The organism is Enterococcus sp. 9E7_DIV0242 (assembly GCF_002140975.2).
Taxonomy (GTDB): Bacteria; Bacillota; Bacilli; order Lactobacillales; family Enterococcaceae; genus Enterococcus_L; species Enterococcus_L clewellii.
The window spans coordinates 1608772-1626421 of sequence record NZ_CP147247.1 but is presented as its reverse complement, the minus strand read 5'-3'; the positions used below and the strand labels follow the sequence as shown (position 1 = coordinate 1626421).

Sequence of the window (17650 nt, the reverse complement as noted above, 5' to 3'; positions counted from 1 at the left end):
GAACAGCTAAATAAAGCACGACATTGACTAGCCACAGGAGCGAGTTCCTTTGTGCGATAGATTTTGAGAGGAAAATAGGTACGGTTCGACAAAAAAATAACTTGAACATGGGATTCGTGATGAAGAGCATTTCTGTGATTTGACGAGGCTATAGTGTTTGAAGGAAAATGGAGTTTGTTCAATTTTTTATGGTCGTAGTTGTTAAACCGATAAAAGAGTGGGGAGATAGAGATGCTGGATAAATTGAAAAATAATCAGAAGCTTCAGCGATTTATTCAAACAACACAGGATCGAATGATCGATTCCGAGATAGGGAATACTTCTGTAGTGGTTGCTTACTATTTGCTGTTATCATTATTTCCATTATTGATTGCTGTTGGAAATATTTTACCGTACCTTCGGATTGACCCGAATAGTGTACTGCCATATATGGCTGAGATTATTCCGGAAACAATATTCAATGATTTAAAGCCGGCAATTAAATCGTTACTGACGCAAAGTTCCGGTAGTTTGCTCTCTATTTCAGCATTGGCCACTCTTTGGAGTGCCAGTCAGAGTATCAACGCTCTCCAAACGGCAATGAATAAGGCTTTTGGGGTGGAGCAGAGAAAAAATTTCATTTTAGTGAGACTTGTCTCTTTGTTTGTGATCGTCTTATTCTTGATTGCTTTAGGAGGCGTTGTGCTGATTCTAGGGCTTGGTCAAAACATTCTGGATCTGCTGGAGAAAATGGTGCACATCCCAACAGATTTTATAGATACTTTTGAAGCACTGAAATGGCCAGTTACGGCGTTAGGTTTGTTTCTTGCACTGAGCTTGATTTATTTTGTTGTCCCTAACGTGAAGCTAAAAAGTCGCTCTGTATTTCCGGGAGCAATTTTTGCAACAGTCGGTTGGTTGCTACTGTCACAAGCATTTGGGATTTATATCACCTATTTCAGTTCAAGGGTTTCTGGATATCAGATTATTGGAAGCTTCATTGTTTTGATGCTGTGGTTGAATTTTGCTTCAACGATCATTGTCTTAGGTGGAATTATCAATGCTGTTGTGGAGGATTACTTGTCCCATGGAAAAATTGAGGATCGCGAAGGGATGTTTCGACAGGTGATTCAACGAGTGAAGAAAAAGCTAAAAAAATAACTGTTTTGCTTGTATGACAGTAGGGATGAAACAGAAAGTTTTTTGATTCTGGTTAATGGATTACATTATTAGTAGAACTTGTAAATCAGGAGCGATTCTGTATAATATACGATGAACCTTAAGAAAGTAGGGCTTTTTTATGTCTATGTTTATTTACGAGGTCATGCTGCGTCTTTTACTGACATTCATGATTTCTTTAATTCTGACTCCTCTTGTTAAGCTGTTGGCTTTTCGAATTGGAGCTTATGATGCACCTGGGGAACGGAGAATCAACAAGAAAATCATGCCGACCGCAGGAGGCCTGGCTATTTATTTCTCATTCAGTTTTTCTTGCTTGATTCTTTTTCAATCAGTCATTCCGCTAGAATATATTGGTCCGATTCTTTTAGCAGCTGGAATTGTTGTGGCAACAGGGTTGATCGATGATATTTGGGAGCTATCTCCTTCTAAGAAAACAATAGGGATTATTCTGGCATCATTAGTTATTTATTTTGTTGCTGAAATTCGCATTGATTTTGTCACATTACCATTTTTCAATCAGATTGATTTACGGTGGTTTAGTTTACCATTGACGGTTATATGGATTGTTGCAATTACAAATGCAATCAATTTGATTGACGGTTTAGATGGATTGGCCTCAGGGGTCTCAATCATCAGCTTAACAACCATCGGGATTATAGGGTATTTCTTTTTACATGCTAATACGATTTATGTGTCAATTGTAATTTTTATTTTAGTAGCGAGTATTGTGGGTTTCTTTCCATATAACTTTTATCCTGCTAAGATTTTTCTTGGAGACACAGGGGCGTTGTTCTTAGGCTTTATGATTGCAGTCATGTCATTGCAGGGATTGAAAAATGCAACGTTCATTTCTGTGCTTACACCGCTGATGATTTTAGGTGTTCCTATCACAGATACGGTGTATGCAATTATCCGACGACTGCTGAATAAACGACCTATCTCTTCTGCAGATAAGATGCACTTACATCATCGCCTGCTTTCTCTTGGCTTCAGTCATAAGGGCGCAGTAATGACAATCTATGGTTTGGCATTAGTGTTTTCTTTTGTTGCACTACTATTTAGCTATGCCAGTCAGTTGGCTTCAATTTTATTAATTGTATTTAGCCTGATTGGGCTTGAGCTGTTTATTGAGTTGATTGGTTTGGTAGGCGAAAATCATCAACCGCTCATGTATATTTTACGCGTGTTTGGAAACAAAGAATTCCGTCAACAGCAATTGGAAAAACATGCTGGGAAGCATTCAAAGAAAAAGAAGCATTGATTTTCGAAAACCAAGTGATTATGGTATACTTTACAAGGCAGAAGTGTTCAGCTCCGAATGGGCCGCTTCTGCCTTGCCGTTTGTTTAGAGTTTTTTTTGAAAGGCTTGTTATCTCAGACTCTAAGCAAAGAAAATCAAGTTTTGAATTGATAGACGGACAAAAAAGCTCACACCATAAAAGAAAACAATTAGTCGGCTGTAAGAGCAATATTTAAGTTATTTAAATGAGATGAGTGAATTTTTTAGTATATTCTTAATATATACCGGATTCTATGATTAAGGGGTTTACAGAGCGAATGAATGAGAAAACTGCAATTTCTATTGTGACATATAATAGCAGACATATATTCAGAGTACTGGATAATCTAAAAAAAGAATTAGCTGATTCTTCAGAATATGAGATACATATTTTTGATAATCATTCTGATGATGACTATATATCAAAGTTAAAAACATATGTGCCGTTTATTAACTTACATCAGCATAGTGAAAACCGAGGGTTTGGCTATGGGCACAATGTCATATTTCGTCAGTTGACAACAAAGTACGGTATCGTGTTCAATCCGGATGTGCTTGTGACGAAAGAAGCATTGGATGCTATGATAAACAGAATTAGGGCGAATGATGAATTGGCAATGGTTTGCCCAAAGGTATTGAATGAGGATGGGACGATCCAATATCTCGTGAGACAAAAGTTGGATGTTTTTGATTATATGTTGCGGTTTATTCCATTTAATTTTGTCAGAAAACTGTTTGACAAACGCTTGGCCTATTATGAGTGCAGAGATTTATCAGATGAAGAGACTACGTATATCAGGATGGGATCAGGCTGTTTCATGTTGCTTGATACAAAAAAATTCAATGATATCGGTGGCTTTGATGAGCGATTTTTCATGTATTTTGAAGACAATGATTTATGTTTGCGTTTTGAGCAGGCAGGCCAAAAGATTCTCTATACCCCTTTTGAGCCAGTGATTCATATTTATGAAAAAGCTGCGCATAAAAGTGTTCCTTTGTTTAATATATTTATGAAATCAATGTATAGATTTTTTAACAAATGGGGTTGGAGGTTCTTCTAATGGCGCATACTCTAGTGGTCGTTTTGGTTCTCTACAAAAAGAAGATAGCGGAATGTCCAAGCTATAATGCTTTAAGTCAAATAGTGGCGAAAAGAAAAAATGTCTATTTATTGATTTACGATAACAGTCCGAAAAAACAAGCAGACGCTCTTTTTGATAGAGAGCGGGTTAGCTATCTCCACAATTCGGCGAATCCTGGTTTAGCTCAAGCCTATAACAAGGGACTGTCCTTATTTAATCAAGTTTCAGCTCAGCTATTGCTCTTGTTGGATCAAGATACAGAGGTAGATAGTTCTTATTTCGAACAGATTACCTCGCTTTCGGATGTAGACAATGTAGGGGCATTTGTTCCTATTGTCTATTCAGGAAGTCGAAAAATTTCTCCGGTATTTAGTGATAGTTACGTCAGCGGTGAGCTATCCTTTCCTTCAGTTGGAAGAACAGAGCAACGATTGATGGCCATAAATTCGGGCACTAGTTTGACCAAAGCTGGGGTGACAGCAGTTGGTCAATTTAATGAGGCTTTTCCATTAGATTTCTTAGACCATTGGATTTTTTGGAAGCTAAACCAAGAGCATCAGTCAATCGAAGTGCTTGATCTAAAACTGGAGCATGATTTGTCTGTTCTGGATTATAGTCAAATCAGCTTAGCTCGCTATGAATCGATCATTTCAGCGGAACGATTGTTTTATCAAAAGTATGATAAGGGTAAGCTGGCTGATCATACTAAGCATTTAATGAAGCGGACTGTCAAGCAGTTTGTTACGGTGAAAAACAGAAAAATTTGGCGACGAACCTGGAAAGAATACCGTTTGTTAGTGAGGGAAGGAAAATGATTTCAGTCTGTATAGCAGTATATAATGGAGAAAAGTACCTTGCCCAGCAATTGGATAGTATTCTTGTTCAGCTAGATGAACAGGATGAAGTAATCCTTTCTGATGATGGTTCTGACGATGGTACATTGACTATCTTAAAAAACTATGCGGAAAAAGATGCACGTATTTATTTGATAGAGGGGCCCCGTTCCGGTGTAATTGCAAATTTTGAGCAAGCCATCAAAGAAGCACAAGGCGACTACATTTTTCTTGCCGATCAGGATGATGTTTGGCTTCCGGAAAAGGTAGCAGAAACACTGGCTTTTTTTGAGAGATCGCCTGAAATTGATGTGGTAGTCAGTGATTTAGTTATTGTAGACGAAGGACTGAAAATGATTCGTCCTTCTTATTTTGAATATCGAAAAATAAAAAGCGGGTTTTGGCCAAATATCCTCAGAAATAGCTATATTGGTGCGGGAATGTGTTTTAGAGGGCGAATGAAAGAACAGATACTGCCAATTCCACGTAAGGTTCCAATGCATGATATGTGGATTGGTCTGCTTGCGGAATATGCGAAGAGCGGTTCATTTTTGCAGAAGCCATTGACTTATTACCGTAGACATGATGAAAATGTTAGTGAAATTGCAACGAGTTCAAGTTTTATCCGGCAATTGAATTGGCGAGCTACGCTTCTTTATTTGCTTTTTAAGAGGATTATTCTCAAGAAATAGTTTTTTACAATTTTGTAATAAATCATAAAAATACATGACAAGCTTCTAGGTTAATGAGATAATGTACGATGGTACGCTATGTAAGAAAGACTAAATATTAAATTACAAAGGAGTTTTTCCATGAAAGGAATTATCTTAGCTGGAGGAAGCGGGACAAGATTATACCCGTTGACAAAAGCAACATCTAAACAATTGATGCCAGTTTATGACAAACCCATGATCTACTATCCAATGTCAACACTGATGTTAGCAGGAATTAAGGAAATCTTGATTATTTCCACACCGGAGGATACACCAAGATTTGAAAATCTTTTTGGTGATGGATCAGATTTGGGTATCCATATTGAGTACGCTGTTCAAGAAAGCCCGGATGGACTCGCACAAGCATTTATCATTGGTGAATCATTTATTGGTGACGACAGTGTATGTTTGGTACTTGGAGATAATATCTATTATGGTGGAGGATTATCCAAAATGTTACAGAGAGCTGCTTCTAAAGAAAGGGGTGCAACTGTATTTGGGTATCATGTACACGACCCAGAACGTTTCGGCGTTGTTGAATTTGATGACAATATGACAGCTCTTTCTATTGAAGAGAAGCCTGAAAAACCAAAATCAAATTATGCAGTTACCGGTTTGTATTTTTATGACAACACGGTCGTTGATATCGCTAAAAATATCAAACCGTCTGACCGTGGAGAACTGGAAATTACCGATGTAAACAAAGTATATCTTGAAAGAAACCAATTATCGGTTGAGGTAATGGGTAGAGGATTTGCTTGGTTAGATACAGGAACGCATGAATCACTATTGGAAGCTTCTACATTTATTGAAACAATTGAAAAACGTCAAAACCTGAAAGTTGCTTGCTTGGAAGAAATTGCTTATCGTATGGGCTACATTACCAAAGATCAGCTGATTGAGCTAGCTCAACCGTTGAAGAAAAATGGCTATGGGCAATACTTATTAAGACTAGCAGAAGCTTAACAGGATAGGAGACCTACAAATCATGAAAGTAATTGAAACAAAATTAACGGATGTAAAGATTATCGAAATGGACGTTTTTGGCGACCATCGTGGTTTTTTTACTGAAAGCTATTCAAAGGAAAAATTTGCTGCTCAGGGCTTGAACTTTGATTTTGTTCAAGATAACCACTCACTTTCCAGTGAAGCAGGTGTTTTGAGAGGATTACACTTTCAAACCGGAGAAGCGGCTCAAACAAAGTTGATTCGTGTAGTGACTGGAGCTGTTCTGGATGTAATTGTAGATATCAGAAAAGGCAGTCCAACTTATGGAGAATGGGAAGGCTATATCTTATCTGAACACAACCATCGTCAGCTATTGGTACCGAAAGGCTATGCTCATGGCTTTGTAACATTGACACCTAACGTAAATTTCCTTTACAAGTGTGATAATTATTACAACGCTGAAGCCGACGGAGGCATCGCTTTCGATGATCCAGAATTGGCAATCAATTGGCCAATCGATATCAAAAAGGCAATCACATCAGAAAAGGATCAAAAGCATCCAACACTCAAAGAATTTGAAGTAAAAAATGATTTTGTCTACGGCAAAATCTAAAACAACAAATAAATAGAGAGCCAATTCCCTTTTATCAAGAAAACTAGGGAATTGGTCATCGGACCACCAAAATGAAGAAAGTAAGCAATGACTTGTCTACTTTCCTCAACAATAACAAGGAGGACTCTTTCCCTTGTATCAAGAAAACTAGGGAAAGAGCTATCGGACCAAAAAAATGAAGAAAGTAGGCAATGATTTGACTACTTTCCTCAAGAATAACAAGGAGAGCCAATTCCCTTATACCAAGAATGCTAGGGAATTGGTCATCGAACCACCAAAATGAAAGAATCAATCAATGACTTGATTGATTTTCTCAATAATAACAAGGAGAGACATCTATAATGAAAAACATTATTGTTACCGGAGGAGCAGGGTTTATCGGCTCTAACTTTGTACACTATGTTGTGAACCATCATCCAGAGGTTCATGTTACAGTATTAGACAAATTGACGTATGCAGGAAATAGAGAGAACCTTGCTGGATTACCTGCTGACAGAGTAGAGCTTGTCGTTGGTGATATTGCTGATGCTGAGCTAGTCGATCGTTTAGTCAAGGATACAGATGCAGTCGTACATTACGCTGCGGAATCTCATAATGATAATTCATTGAATGATCCTTTCCCGTTCGTTCAAACAAATATTATTGGAACTTATACATTGATTGAAGCATGTCGGAAAAACAAGGTTCGTTATCATCATGTTTCAACAGATGAAGTTTATGGCGATTTACCTCTTCGTGAAGATCTTCCAGAACATGGTGAAGGCCCGGGAGAGAAATTTACCGCAGAGACACCTTATAATCCATCAAGTCCATATTCATCAACAAAAGCTGGTTCAGATCTTTTGGTAAAAGCTTGGGTCCGTTCGTTTGATTTGCAAGCAACGATTTCTAACTGCTCGAACAACTATGGACCTTATCAACACATTGAAAAATTTATTCCTCGTCAAATTACCAATGTTTTGAGTGGAATCAGACCTAAATTATATGGTGCCGGAAAAAATGTTCGAGATTGGATTCATACCAATGATCACTCGTCTGCTGTCTGGGCAATTCTGACTAAAGGCCGTATTGGAGAAACTTATTTGATTGGTGCCGATGGAGAAGAAGATAACAAAACAGTAATTGAGTTAATCCTTGAGTTGATGGGACAACCAAGTGATGCATATGATCACGTTAATGACCGTACAGGTCATGATTTACGCTATGCGATTGATTCTGCTAAGTTACGAGAAGAACTAGGGTGGACACCTGAATTTACAGATTTCCGTACTGGTTTAGCTGATACAATTAAATGGTATACAGAAAATGAAAACTGGTGGAGAGCTGAGAAAGAAGCTGTGGAAGCCAACTACGCAAAAAATGGACAGTAAAAGGTAAAAAGGCATTCTTTTTCTATGGATCGAGAATGTACAGATGTCTATGCTACTTTTTAGACAATTACTATTATTGTGCGCTACGTATGATACAAATATATGAAGTGATAGTCAAATCGCTTGTCATAGGGACGATTTTAGTTTTAAGGAGCTGCGACAGTGTTATGTCACAGTTCCTTTAGTTGGTTTTTACACAACCTTATTGCATTTAACAGGAAATATTTATTTAGAAAACTTTTAATTAATGAGAAGAAGGGCGGCATTTATATGATTTTAATTACAGGTGGAAATGGTCAGTTGGGAACAGAATTGCGTCATTTATTGGATGAGCAGGGAGTAGAATATATTTCGACAGATGCTGCTGAAATGGATATTACAGATGCAGTAGCAACGAAGAGCTTTATCAGTGAAAAGCAACCCTCAATTATCTACCATTGCGCAGCGTACACTGCTGTAGATAAAGCGGAGGATGAAGGCAAAGAACTTGATGAGAGAATCAATGTTGAAGGAACAAAAAACGTTGCAGCTGCGGCAGAAGAAATAGGAGCCACGCTAGTATATATCAGCACGGACTATGTATTTGATGGAACAAAAAAGGATGGAATGTATCGCCCGGATGATGCAACAAATCCACAAAATGAATACGGACGAACTAAATTATTAGGTGAGTTGGCTGTTCAAGAAATAATGAGCAAGTACTATATCATTCGTACCTCTTGGGTTTTTGGCATTTATGGACATAATTTTGTGTTTACTATGCAGAAACTGGCTGAAACAAGGGATCAACTGACTGTTGTAAATGACCAATTCGGACGACCAACATGGACTCGCACATTAGCTGAGTTTATGACATTTGTAGTGAAGGAACATGCAGAGTACGGGATTTATCATTTGTCTAATGAAAACAGCTGTAGTTGGTTCGAATTTGCATCGGAAATTTTGAAGGATACAGAGACAGAGGTACTGCCTGTTGACTCTAGCCAATTTCCTCAAAAAGCCAAAAGACCTCAATATTCTGTAATGGATTTAAGCAAGGCGGAAGCATTAGGATTCACTATTCCTAGCTGGCAAGATGCTTTAGCGCAAATGCTTCAGCTTATTGGAAAATGAGATAGGGGAAGGTTGTATTAAGTGGAAAATAGTAGGAGAACTGACAAGTTTAAAAATGTAAAAAGTTATTCATTGGGAAAAAAGGCTATCGTTATTATTGGAATGGCGCTGATATTAGCTATAATTTTAGAAGCGATCGTTTTTAACTGGCGACCTCTTATTCAAAGTAATCAAGAGAAGGCTGCTACTGTTTTAGCAACAGGGAATGTTGAGCAGCAGCAGAAAAATCATTTTAAGCGTGTGAACGGAGCAGAGCCGCTAAACACGGTTCTCGAATTAGATGGGCGCGGATTCAATAAGCTAATGTTAGATGTAAAGACAGCGGATAATATGTCTGGAACGTATCAATTATTTGCTGGCGAAAAGCTGATAGGAACAAGAAGGCTGAATGATGGTATGAAGGTTATCAATATTTCGCCAAGAATTGACAGCATTCGTTTGGAAATTACTGCTGGAGAAATCGGAGTTCAAGGGCTCGAGTTGAATGCTTCTACAAAAAGTACGTATCGATTCAACCTTTTTAGATTTCTATTTTGTTTTCTTATTTTATTATTTGGCTTTGCTGTGTTCATTTTTAAAGATGAAAAGTACCATGCAAGATTTGTCTTTCTTCTTATTTTATCCTTTGGCACATTGTTGAGTGTTGTAGTTCCTCCAATGCATACGTATGATGAAAAGGAGCATTTATACAAGGCTTTTAGTGTATCAGAAGGAAATTTATTCTTTTCAAATGGAGACGAGATTAGTTTGCCAAAAGGTTTAACTGATATCTATGACAATGTTCCCGTGCTAGATGGTGCCTTTTACTCTTATGAAGAGGCAAAAGAATACACAGCTAAGTATCTGACCAAGGAAAGTGCAACGCTGGAACGGAAAGAAATGAATTCTACGGCATCAAGTTACTTGTTTGTTCCTTATATATTTGAAGCAGGAGGAATCTTAGTTGCTAAGGTGTTAGGATTACCAGCACTGTTTTATATTTGGTTCGCACGTCTCAGTAACGTAATTGCTTATGCAGTATTGATTTTATTAGTGGCCAGAAAGATGCCAAGAAATAAGTACCTGTTGCTCTTTTTTGCTGCACAGCCAGTTCTTCTTTATGGCAGTGCATCAGCTGGGTTTGACTCAGTAATGATGGGCTTTTTATTCTTAGGCTTGACAACGATTTATGATGTACGAATGAATCGACGAAAACTGAAAACGTCGGAATTTCTGGCAATTCTTTTTAGTTTCCTGTTTGTTCTCGTCAGTAAGGTGACCTATGCTCCGATTCTGCTGTTCTTTTTATTGTTGAAAAAAGAGAATTTCTCCGATAAGAAACAGAGGATTATCTATACGTCCATCGTATCGATTGTGATGTTCTTGTTAGCCCTAATTACTTATAGCTATGGAAACTCAAGAGGAATGGACCAGTGGCCGATAGAAGGAGTTGATACAACAGCTCAAATGCGAGCAATCCTTCACAATCCTTTGGGGTATTTAAAAGTAGTGATAGATTACTTCTCTGAACGAACGATCGATTATACACAAGATATTTTTATGTCGCTAGGCTATCTTAAGCATATGAATGCTTTTGTAGTATTAGTTGATATTGGTATACTCATCTTCTTGTCTATCTTTGATATACGGGAAAAGGATCAGGAAATAGAGTCTTTCTATTTTTCAATACCTGAAAAACTGATCACTTATTTTTCTATCTTCTGTATGATTATTTTATCTGCTACGGCATTGTATATAACGTTTAATCCAGTAGGGTCTCTGAGTGTCAACGGTTTCCAACCAAGATATTTTTGGCCAATCGTTCTACCATTATTGATGACGTTATCTTCAAAGAAAATTAGAAATACGTTCAACGAACAATCCATTTATTATTTAACATTCTTCTCTCTTCTTGCTATCAATTTGAGCTTTATGTGGACGAGTGTTATCTCAAGCTTCATCATTTAAGCAGTTGGATCTATTAGTTTAATCAATAGTAAACGTAAGAATTTCGACTCTATGTTAAATGGTATTATTAGAAAAAGTCGAATAAGAATATAGAACTTGGAATAAAACTCAGAGAACTTCTGGCTTTGTTCCAAGTTTCTCTATTTTATTCAGCGAAACGAGGTTGTGACAAACACCCATAGTGGTTCCCGCCACCAAACAGAATAAAAACAAAAAAGAATCGACCTACAGGTCATTTCCTGTCATACTAAAACTGACAGGAGCGGCTTGTAGGTCGATTACTTATTGAGGTTCTTCTCCAAGTTGACCTTGAGTGACAAACTAGATCATTCTACTTATTTGTACCAATCATTAGGTCATAGAACCTGCGTATAAAAATAAATCGTTTCTATAAGTAGAATAGCCTATTCTGACCTTTTTTTTCAAGGAGGTTTTTTATTATGGAAGATGTACTTCGTTCTTGTTGTGCTGGATTAGACATCCATCAAAAAGTCATTGTTGCCTGTGTTATTCGCTCTATTGATGGAAAAAAACGCTCGGAAAAGTTTTTTGCCAGCTTCGATACCACTACTCGAGGATTGTTCGAATTATCTGATTGGTTGGTGTCCCCATAAATTTTTGCGAATTTTCGACTTATTGTCGAAAAGCCTTGAAACACAGTGGTTTACCACTGATGTTGAGCGGACATCGACGCAGCTCGCTGCTAGTAGCTGCTTCTGGAATACCGTTTATCCGGTTTTAAAGGGCTGAGGCATACTAATGCCACAGCCCCTTATTGAGATGAGAACAAAAGGTATATCTCTATCATTTCTCTTTACAGAAGAACAAAAAAGAATAGATAGAAATATACCTTAATCTGGTGAATAAAGCTAATGAGATTAGCGACTGATCAGGATTACTCCCGCAATAATCAAAACAGCACCAATGATGACATTAGTAGTGATTGTCTCATTCAAAATGAAATAAGAGCCTAGTAAAATCGCGATATTTGTACAAGCGACACCCAAAGGCACAATATACGAAACTTCAGATTTACCGATAATGACCATCCATAAAATGAAGCTGATCATGTAACAAAGCATGCCTAGAATAGTAGTTAAAGAAACATTCATGGAAAAGATTGAGTTTTGGACTTGAAGAGTTAAACTGCTTGAACCTAACTTAAAAAGAATCAGCCCAGAAGAAGATAAGACTACATAAATAATGAAAAGTAACATTGTGTACCCCTTTCTAATATATAAGTGCTATAAAAGATAACTTTAACATCATAGCATAAAAGGCAAGTGAAAAAATAAGAAATTTAAAAATAGCTTAATATTTTAATGAAAACCTATCGAACGTCCTGTTACTCATGGTTTACTAAATTGGGGAATAAGTAGACTGTCGCATTATTAAGACGGTAATTTGCAGTTATCTGTTTCATTTTATTATGTAAGAATGGTATTTACTTTTATGATTGGAACGATAATTGCGTAAAAAAAAACGATATAGTATAATTGTTTAGGATTGGGTAAAAAAGAATAGTTGTATAATTGATTGAAAAATTACTTCGTTATCATTTTAGTATATTAAGCGAAAATAAAATGATTTTTTTGAGTAATCATTGGGCTAAGAAATAAGGTTGTCCGTTCATTTTCAAGTGGGATATGTCACTTGGAGGTTTCGTTTGACTGGATGTATTAAGGATTGCTGGGAGATTGTCGGACAGTGTACTCGAAACTTTTGTTGAGTAGATTTTTTTCTGGGATGTATATGGGCAATTTGAATTAGTTATAGATACAAAGCAACATGAAGGAAAGTTTTATCAATTATTTTGTGAAAGGGAGAGGCTTTAAATGAAGGTATTATTGGTTATTCCAGCATATAATGAAGAGTCTAATATTTTGAAAACCATCTCCTCTATTGATAGATTTAATCAAAGAAAAAATGGTGATTACTTATTGAATTACATTGTTATAAATGATGGATCTACAGATGGAACGAAAGAAATTTTAGAAAAAGCAAATATTCCTGCTATTCATTTAGTTAGTAATTTAGGAATCGGTGGAGCAGTACAGACCGGCTATAAATATGCGTTTGGACATGACTATGATATTGCTGTACAGTTTGATGGAGATGGTCAACATGACATCGATAGTCTAGATGATTTGATAAAGCCGATTCTTGAGAAAGAAGCTGATTTTTCAATAGGCTCTCGCTTTTTGCCAGGTGCGAAAGCGGAATTTCAAACAACACCAATGAGACGAATGGGTATCAAGATTTTATCTTCCTTTGTAAGATTTTCTACAAGAGAAAAAATTTATGATGTGACTTCTGGATATAGAGCAGCGAACAAAAAGGTAATTGCCTATTTCGCTGAAAGATATCCGATTAGTTACCCAGAACCAGAATCGATTGTCCATTTATTTAAGAAAAAATTCTCTGTGGTCGAAAGACCAGTCGCGATGATGGAACGTACAGGAGGCGTGTCTTCTATTCAGTCACTTACTTCGGTAAAGTACATGATTGAAGTTAGTTTGGCAATACTTGTCTCAGGATTTATGAAGGAGAAAGATTGATGAATATGATGTTGAATGCAGTAATGATCGCATGTTCATTACTTTTTCTTATATATGTTATCCGTTCAATTAATCGGAACATATTTTTATTGAGAAATGCTATCTTATGGCTGTTTGTTGCGTTTATATTGGTTATATTTGCCGCAGCTCCGGGGATACCGGAATTTTTCTCTAAGCTCTTGGGATTCGAAACAGTCGCCAATTTCCTACTGTTTTTTGCAGTAATTGTATTATTGGTAATGGAGCTGAGAAACACAATCACGGCTTCAAAACAACAAATGAAAATAAAGAATCTTATTCAAGAGTTATCTATTCTTAAATCAGAAAAAAAGAAATGATTTCCAGAGTCAATATTTGACTGGAAATAGTTGGTTCTGTAAAAAGAATTTCGAAAAGATAATGCGTGAGACAGTGGTCAAAATTATTTGAGTGTCTGGTAATGGAAACAGTTGAGCGCATTTAGTATTGGAAAGGAACTATCTAAAGCTATGTTAAATAAGATTGTTGGATTTGGAATTGTTGGAATTATTGCTACGCTGATTGATTTTGCCAGCTTGTTTGTGCTTAAATCTTTGTTGGGCGTAGATGTGTACATAGCGACAACACTTGCATTTGGACTGTCGCTTATTTTTAATTATGTTGCGAGTATGAAGTATGTTTTTGTTGCTAAAGAGGGACTTACTGTAAGAACACAACTTTTAATATTTTTAGGAACATCAGTGATTGGGTTACTTATAAATCAAGCAGTCATGTATGTAGGCATAGAATGGTTAAATATGTATTATATGCTGGCAAAATTCTTTGCAACTGGCTTGACGATGGTGTTCAATTTTGTTGCAAGACAAATGTTGCTCGAAGAAAAGCAAAAGAGCTAAACAAAGATAACCATAGCTATCAGAAAAGTTTTTCTAAATGAAAGTTTTGAAGAAAGAGAGTAAGTAGAGAAGTAATTTTCTTTATTGGGATGGATAGGTAGTTGTGCATTTTTGAGTTTTTTTAACTTTAAGTATGAAAATCTAATGATGCAAGACGAAAGCTGGAGGAAAAGATGATAAAAAAATTAGTGACGTTACTTATTTGTGGGAGTGTAATTGCGGGATATTCTGTTCCGGTGAGTATTGTCTCCGCGGAAGAGGGGACTGTAGCAACATTAAATGATCAAATCGAGGAAAATCCAATAGCAAATGAAACACCAGAAGTATCTAACAATGTAGTAGATAGTTCTATCTCTGAAATGAACAGCTCAGAACAAATGGATGCTTCTAATATGGAAGACAATGCGGAAAGCTCTGAACCAACTGATGAAACTGGAGCAACGGAAGAGACAACAGAGATAGTTGAACCTGAAGACGCACAAGATGAGGATGGTTATACTGAACCTTCTCCTGCAAGTAGGTCTGATTTAGCTGTTTCTAGTCGTAGTTTGACTAGGGCGACGATTGATAAGGTAAATGCTGGTGAAGCCAATCGACCATCAGTAAGCTTCATTGATGTATCTTCTCATAACGGAACAATTACAACCAGTCAATATAAGATGATGATGACCTATGGTGTAAAGGGAGTTGTTGTTAAGCTGACTGAAGGTACGACTTATTTTAATCCATATGCGCAATCACAAGTTGCTAATGCAAAGGCAGCTGGGTTACAGGTATCTGTTTATCATTACTCTCATTATGTATCAACAGCTGAAGCGGAAAGTGAAGCTGCATTCTTCGCCAGCAAAGCGAAGTCATTATCTCTGCCAGCGAACACAGTGATGGTTTCAGATATAGAAGAAGCCAAAATGAGAACAGCTTCCGTTAACGCAAACTCTAAAGCTTTTCAAAATAAATTGAACAGCTCTGGTTATGGAAATGTTGCGTATTATCTTTCTAGAAGCTGGCTGGATGTAGCCGGCGGAGTGTTTAGTACAAGTATGTTTGGCAAAAATAATATATGGGTAGCTCAATATCCTTACACACCAACTGCATCTCAAAATTGGAACAGTGATTTTTCTTCATGGCAATGGTCTTCCAATTTTTATTTCCCGGGGATAGCTCATCCATTTGATATCAATACGGATTATACTGGGCTGTTTACTACTAATGGTGCACAATGGAATTCAAGTATTCCAGTTACAGGCAGCTTAACTGTTGCGGACAGCTCTAAACAAGAGAAGACATTCAAGGCTGTAGCTCAGGTAGAAGCAGGAGGGTACACGCCTTACAAGGTTTTCTTCCCAACTTGGTCTGTTAAAAATGGACAGGATGACATTGTTTGGTATGAAGGAAAGTTGAATAATAACGGTACATGGAGTGCTGATATTGATATTTCCAAACATAATACAGTAGGTGACTATATAACGCATGCTTATGTTCAAATGTTGCCGCATCTAAGTGCAAATATTATGTTGGGTAGCTCGAATTTTTCTGTATCCTCTGTGGAGGGGACAGCTAAAATAAGTAACTACAACCAAGCTGCAGGAACTTTTGATGTTATCGTGAGTGGAAGTACACCTTCTGGCATTAATAGAGTAATGGTTCCAGTCTGGAGCAAAGCCAATCAGTCTGACATCTATTGGTATGAAGGTGTGAAGCAGTCAAATGGCACATATAAGGTTACTGTAAATGTGAAGAACCATCAGTATAATTCAGGTGTGTATAATGTTCATTCTTATATTTATGCAAACAATGGTTTGAGTAAAGTGATTGGATTGTCACAAAAAGTAACTGTTCAGGAAATGACTTCTGAGGTCAGCTTTTCAGATTCGGCCAAGACGGAGAAAACAATTATCGCATCAACTAAATTCTCCGGCTCATCTTCAGCTGGAGCGATAAAAAATGTTAGATATGCTGTATGGAGTGCTAAGGATGATCAAGATGACCTTTATTGGTATACTGCGTCTAAGTCAAGCGATGGAAAATATAAGGCATCAATTGATATTAACAGACATAAAACGGCAGGCTACTATCATGTCCACACTTATGTGACGTTTACTTCAGGTGTTTCAAAGATTGTATCTGGCTCTGGCTTCACTATAGCTGCTCCAACAGCTTCTGTTTCGTCGACCAATTATAATAAAAATAAAGGAACATTTGATATTTTTGTCAAAGCGAGCGCACCTGCAGGAATAAAAGAAGTTGAAGTGCCTGTATGGAGTACAGCGAATCAAAACGACATAAGATGGTACAAAGCAACGAAACAGTCAAACGGGCAATACAAGGTGGCTGTAGATATTAAAAATCATAAATACAATACTGGTGTTTATCAGGCACATGCCTATGTGAAGACGAATAATAGCTTGACTGGTGTAGCAGGGATGACTCCTCTAAAAGTTGTGGAAACACCTATTTCGGGAAGCTTATCTGTAACTGGGAATAATGCAGAAACAACTTATGCAGCTAAGTTGAAGGTTAATTTGGGCGTCTATGGTACTGCTGAAGCGGTTCATTTTGCGACCTGGAGTTCAAAAAATGGACAGGATGATATTCGTTGGTATCAAGCTTCTAGGAATAGCGATGGGACTTATGCAACAAATATTCAGATAGCTAATCACAAAGATGCTGGGCAATATCAGGTCCATGCCTATGCAACATTGAAAAATGGTACGAAAAAAATGGTTGCAGCGACAACCTTCAATGTTGCTGAGCCTACATTGACTGTTGTGGCCAGTGCGTATAATAGAACAACAAAATCCTTTACAGTAACAGCAACTGGAAGCAGTAAAGCGGGGATTTCTGAAATCAGTATTCCTGTTTGGAATAAAGCCAATCAGTCTGATTTGCGTTGGTACAAAGCGACGAAACAAGCAAATGGGACCTATAAAGCAACCATTGCAATTAAAAATCATGGGAATGCCACAGGTTCTTATAATGTTCATGCGTATTTATATGCTAAAAATGGCGTGGTAAAGGTTGCAAGCACCTCTCCTGTAGCGGTAAAATAATAAGGTCGTTTGAAGAGGCATAGCAAGCTGAATTATTTCTGGTGCAATTACTTGTTCATTCGGTGGCTGCATCAGAAATTTTACCTGTTCATAAGTGACTGATAGTAA

Annotated in this window: 16 protein-coding genes; 15 read left to right on the top strand and 1 reads right to left on the bottom strand. The window is 37.2% G+C overall.

Annotated features, from left to right (window positions below):
• Positions 1 to 225: 225 nt before the first annotated feature.
• The 11 genes from A5888_RS07535 (at position 226) to A5888_RS07485 (ending at position 11673) form a co-directional block, all read left to right on the top strand.
• Positions 226 to 1140, top strand: a complete 915-nt coding sequence (locus A5888_RS07535) for a YihY/virulence factor BrkB family protein (RefSeq protein ID WP_086350450.1) — start codon at positions 226 to 228, stop codon at positions 1138 to 1140.
• A 139-nt stretch (positions 1141 to 1279) separates the two neighbouring features.
• Positions 1280 to 2422, top strand: coding sequence for a glycosyltransferase family 4 protein (locus A5888_RS07530; protein WP_086350449.1), 1143 nt, complete (start codon positions 1280 to 1282; stop codon positions 2420 to 2422).
• Positions 2423 to 2718: 296 nt separating this feature from the next.
• Positions 2719 to 3501 (top strand): glycosyltransferase family 2 protein, encoded by a 783-nt coding sequence (locus tag A5888_RS07525; RefSeq protein ID WP_339102026.1) that lies wholly within the window; start codon positions 2719 to 2721, stop codon positions 3499 to 3501.
• A complete protein-coding gene (locus A5888_RS07520; RefSeq protein WP_086350448.1) occupies positions 3501 to 4337 on the top strand; it encodes a glycosyltransferase in 837 nt (278 codons plus the stop codon). Before A5888_RS07525 ends, A5888_RS07520 begins: the two co-directional genes overlap by 1 nt.
• Entirely contained in the window at positions 4334 to 5047 is a 714-nt protein-coding gene (locus tag A5888_RS07515) for a glycosyltransferase family 2 protein (RefSeq protein ID WP_086350447.1), read from the top strand. The genes A5888_RS07520 and A5888_RS07515 overlap by 4 nt, the downstream gene beginning before the upstream one ends.
• Before the next feature lie 120 nt (positions 5048 to 5167).
• Positions 5168 to 6034 carry a glucose-1-phosphate thymidylyltransferase RfbA gene (gene rfbA, locus A5888_RS07510; protein ID WP_086350446.1) on the top strand — a complete coding sequence of 289 codons (867 nt, stop codon included), beginning with the start codon at positions 5168 to 5170 and terminating at the stop codon, positions 6032 to 6034.
• A gap of 22 nt (positions 6035 to 6056) precedes the next feature.
• Positions 6057 to 6629, top strand: a complete 573-nt coding sequence (gene rfbC, locus A5888_RS07505) for a dTDP-4-dehydrorhamnose 3,5-epimerase (protein ID WP_086350445.1) — start codon at positions 6057 to 6059, stop codon at positions 6627 to 6629.
• 341 nt (positions 6630 to 6970) lie between these two features.
• Positions 6971 to 7999, top strand: a complete 1029-nt coding sequence (gene rfbB, locus A5888_RS07500; RefSeq protein ID WP_086350444.1) for a dTDP-glucose 4,6-dehydratase — start codon at positions 6971 to 6973, stop codon at positions 7997 to 7999.
• A gap of 270 nt (positions 8000 to 8269) precedes the next feature.
• The gene (rfbD, locus tag A5888_RS07495) at positions 8270 to 9112 is read left to right on the top strand and encodes a dTDP-4-dehydrorhamnose reductase (RefSeq protein ID WP_086350443.1); all 843 of its coding nucleotides are present in this window, start codon (positions 8270 to 8272) and stop codon (positions 9110 to 9112) included.
• A 21-nt stretch (positions 9113 to 9133) separates the two neighbouring features.
• Positions 9134 to 11059, top strand: coding sequence for a DUF2142 domain-containing protein (locus A5888_RS07490; RefSeq protein ID WP_086350442.1), 1926 nt, complete (start codon positions 9134 to 9136; stop codon positions 11057 to 11059).
• 440 nt (positions 11060 to 11499) lie between these two features.
• A complete protein-coding gene (locus tag A5888_RS07485; RefSeq protein WP_249274529.1) occupies positions 11500 to 11673 on the top strand; it encodes a hypothetical protein in 174 nt (57 codons plus the stop codon).
• Between the two features lie 264 nt (positions 11674 to 11937).
• Here A5888_RS07485 and A5888_RS07480 read toward each other — a convergent pair whose 3' ends face one another.
• Positions 11938 to 12276, bottom strand: coding sequence for a hypothetical protein (locus A5888_RS07480; protein WP_086350441.1), 339 nt, complete (start codon positions 12274 to 12276; stop codon positions 11938 to 11940).
• Positions 12277 to 12894: 618 nt separating this feature from the next.
• Between A5888_RS07480 and A5888_RS07475 the strand changes: the two genes are divergently transcribed.
• The 4 genes from A5888_RS07475 (at position 12895) to A5888_RS07460 (ending at position 17542) form a co-directional block, all read left to right on the top strand.
• The gene (locus A5888_RS07475) at positions 12895 to 13617 is read left to right on the top strand and encodes a glycosyltransferase family 2 protein (protein WP_086350440.1); all 723 of its coding nucleotides are present in this window, start codon (positions 12895 to 12897) and stop codon (positions 13615 to 13617) included.
• Positions 13617 to 13955, top strand: a complete 339-nt coding sequence (locus tag A5888_RS07470; RefSeq protein ID WP_086350439.1) for a DUF2304 domain-containing protein — start codon at positions 13617 to 13619, stop codon at positions 13953 to 13955. Before A5888_RS07475 ends, A5888_RS07470 begins: the two co-directional genes overlap by 1 nt.
• Positions 13956 to 14105: 150 nt before the next feature.
• A complete protein-coding gene (locus A5888_RS07465) occupies positions 14106 to 14492 on the top strand; it encodes a GtrA family protein (protein ID WP_086350438.1) in 387 nt (128 codons plus the stop codon).
• A gap of 173 nt (positions 14493 to 14665) precedes the next feature.
• Entirely contained in the window at positions 14666 to 17542 is a 2877-nt protein-coding gene (locus A5888_RS07460; RefSeq protein WP_086350437.1) for a GBS Bsp-like repeat-containing protein, read from the top strand.
• Positions 17543 to 17650 lie beyond the last annotated feature (108 nt).

Coding starts and splice junctions, on each gene's coding strand:
- A5888_RS07460 (WP_086350437.1), top strand. CDS start 14,666: ATGATAAAAAAATTAGTGACGTTACTTATTTGTGGGAGTGTAATTGCG.
- rfbA (WP_086350446.1), top strand. CDS start 5,168: ATGAAAGGAATTATCTTAGCTGGAGGAAGCGGGACAAGATTATACCCG.
- A5888_RS07520 (WP_086350448.1), top strand. CDS start 3,501: ATGGCGCATACTCTAGTGGTCGTTTTGGTTCTCTACAAAAAGAAGATA.
- A5888_RS07480 (WP_086350441.1), bottom strand. CDS start 12,276: ATGTTACTTTTCATTATTTATGTAGTCTTATCTTCTTCTGGGCTGATT.
- A5888_RS07465 (WP_086350438.1), top strand. CDS start 14,106: ATGTTAAATAAGATTGTTGGATTTGGAATTGTTGGAATTATTGCTACG.
- A5888_RS07525 (WP_339102026.1), top strand. CDS start 2,719: ATGAATGAGAAAACTGCAATTTCTATTGTGACATATAATAGCAGACAT.
- rfbB (WP_086350444.1), top strand. CDS start 6,971: ATGAAAAACATTATTGTTACCGGAGGAGCAGGGTTTATCGGCTCTAAC.
- rfbD (WP_086350443.1), top strand. CDS start 8,270: ATGATTTTAATTACAGGTGGAAATGGTCAGTTGGGAACAGAATTGCGT.
- rfbC (WP_086350445.1), top strand. CDS start 6,057: ATGAAAGTAATTGAAACAAAATTAACGGATGTAAAGATTATCGAAATG.
- A5888_RS07530 (WP_086350449.1), top strand. CDS start 1,280: ATGTCTATGTTTATTTACGAGGTCATGCTGCGTCTTTTACTGACATTC.
- A5888_RS07485 (WP_249274529.1), top strand. CDS start 11,500: ATGGAAGATGTACTTCGTTCTTGTTGTGCTGGATTAGACATCCATCAA.
- A5888_RS07515 (WP_086350447.1), top strand. CDS start 4,334: ATGATTTCAGTCTGTATAGCAGTATATAATGGAGAAAAGTACCTTGCC.
- A5888_RS07470 (WP_086350439.1), top strand. CDS start 13,617: ATGAATATGATGTTGAATGCAGTAATGATCGCATGTTCATTACTTTTT.
- A5888_RS07475 (WP_086350440.1), top strand. CDS start 12,895: ATGAAGGTATTATTGGTTATTCCAGCATATAATGAAGAGTCTAATATT.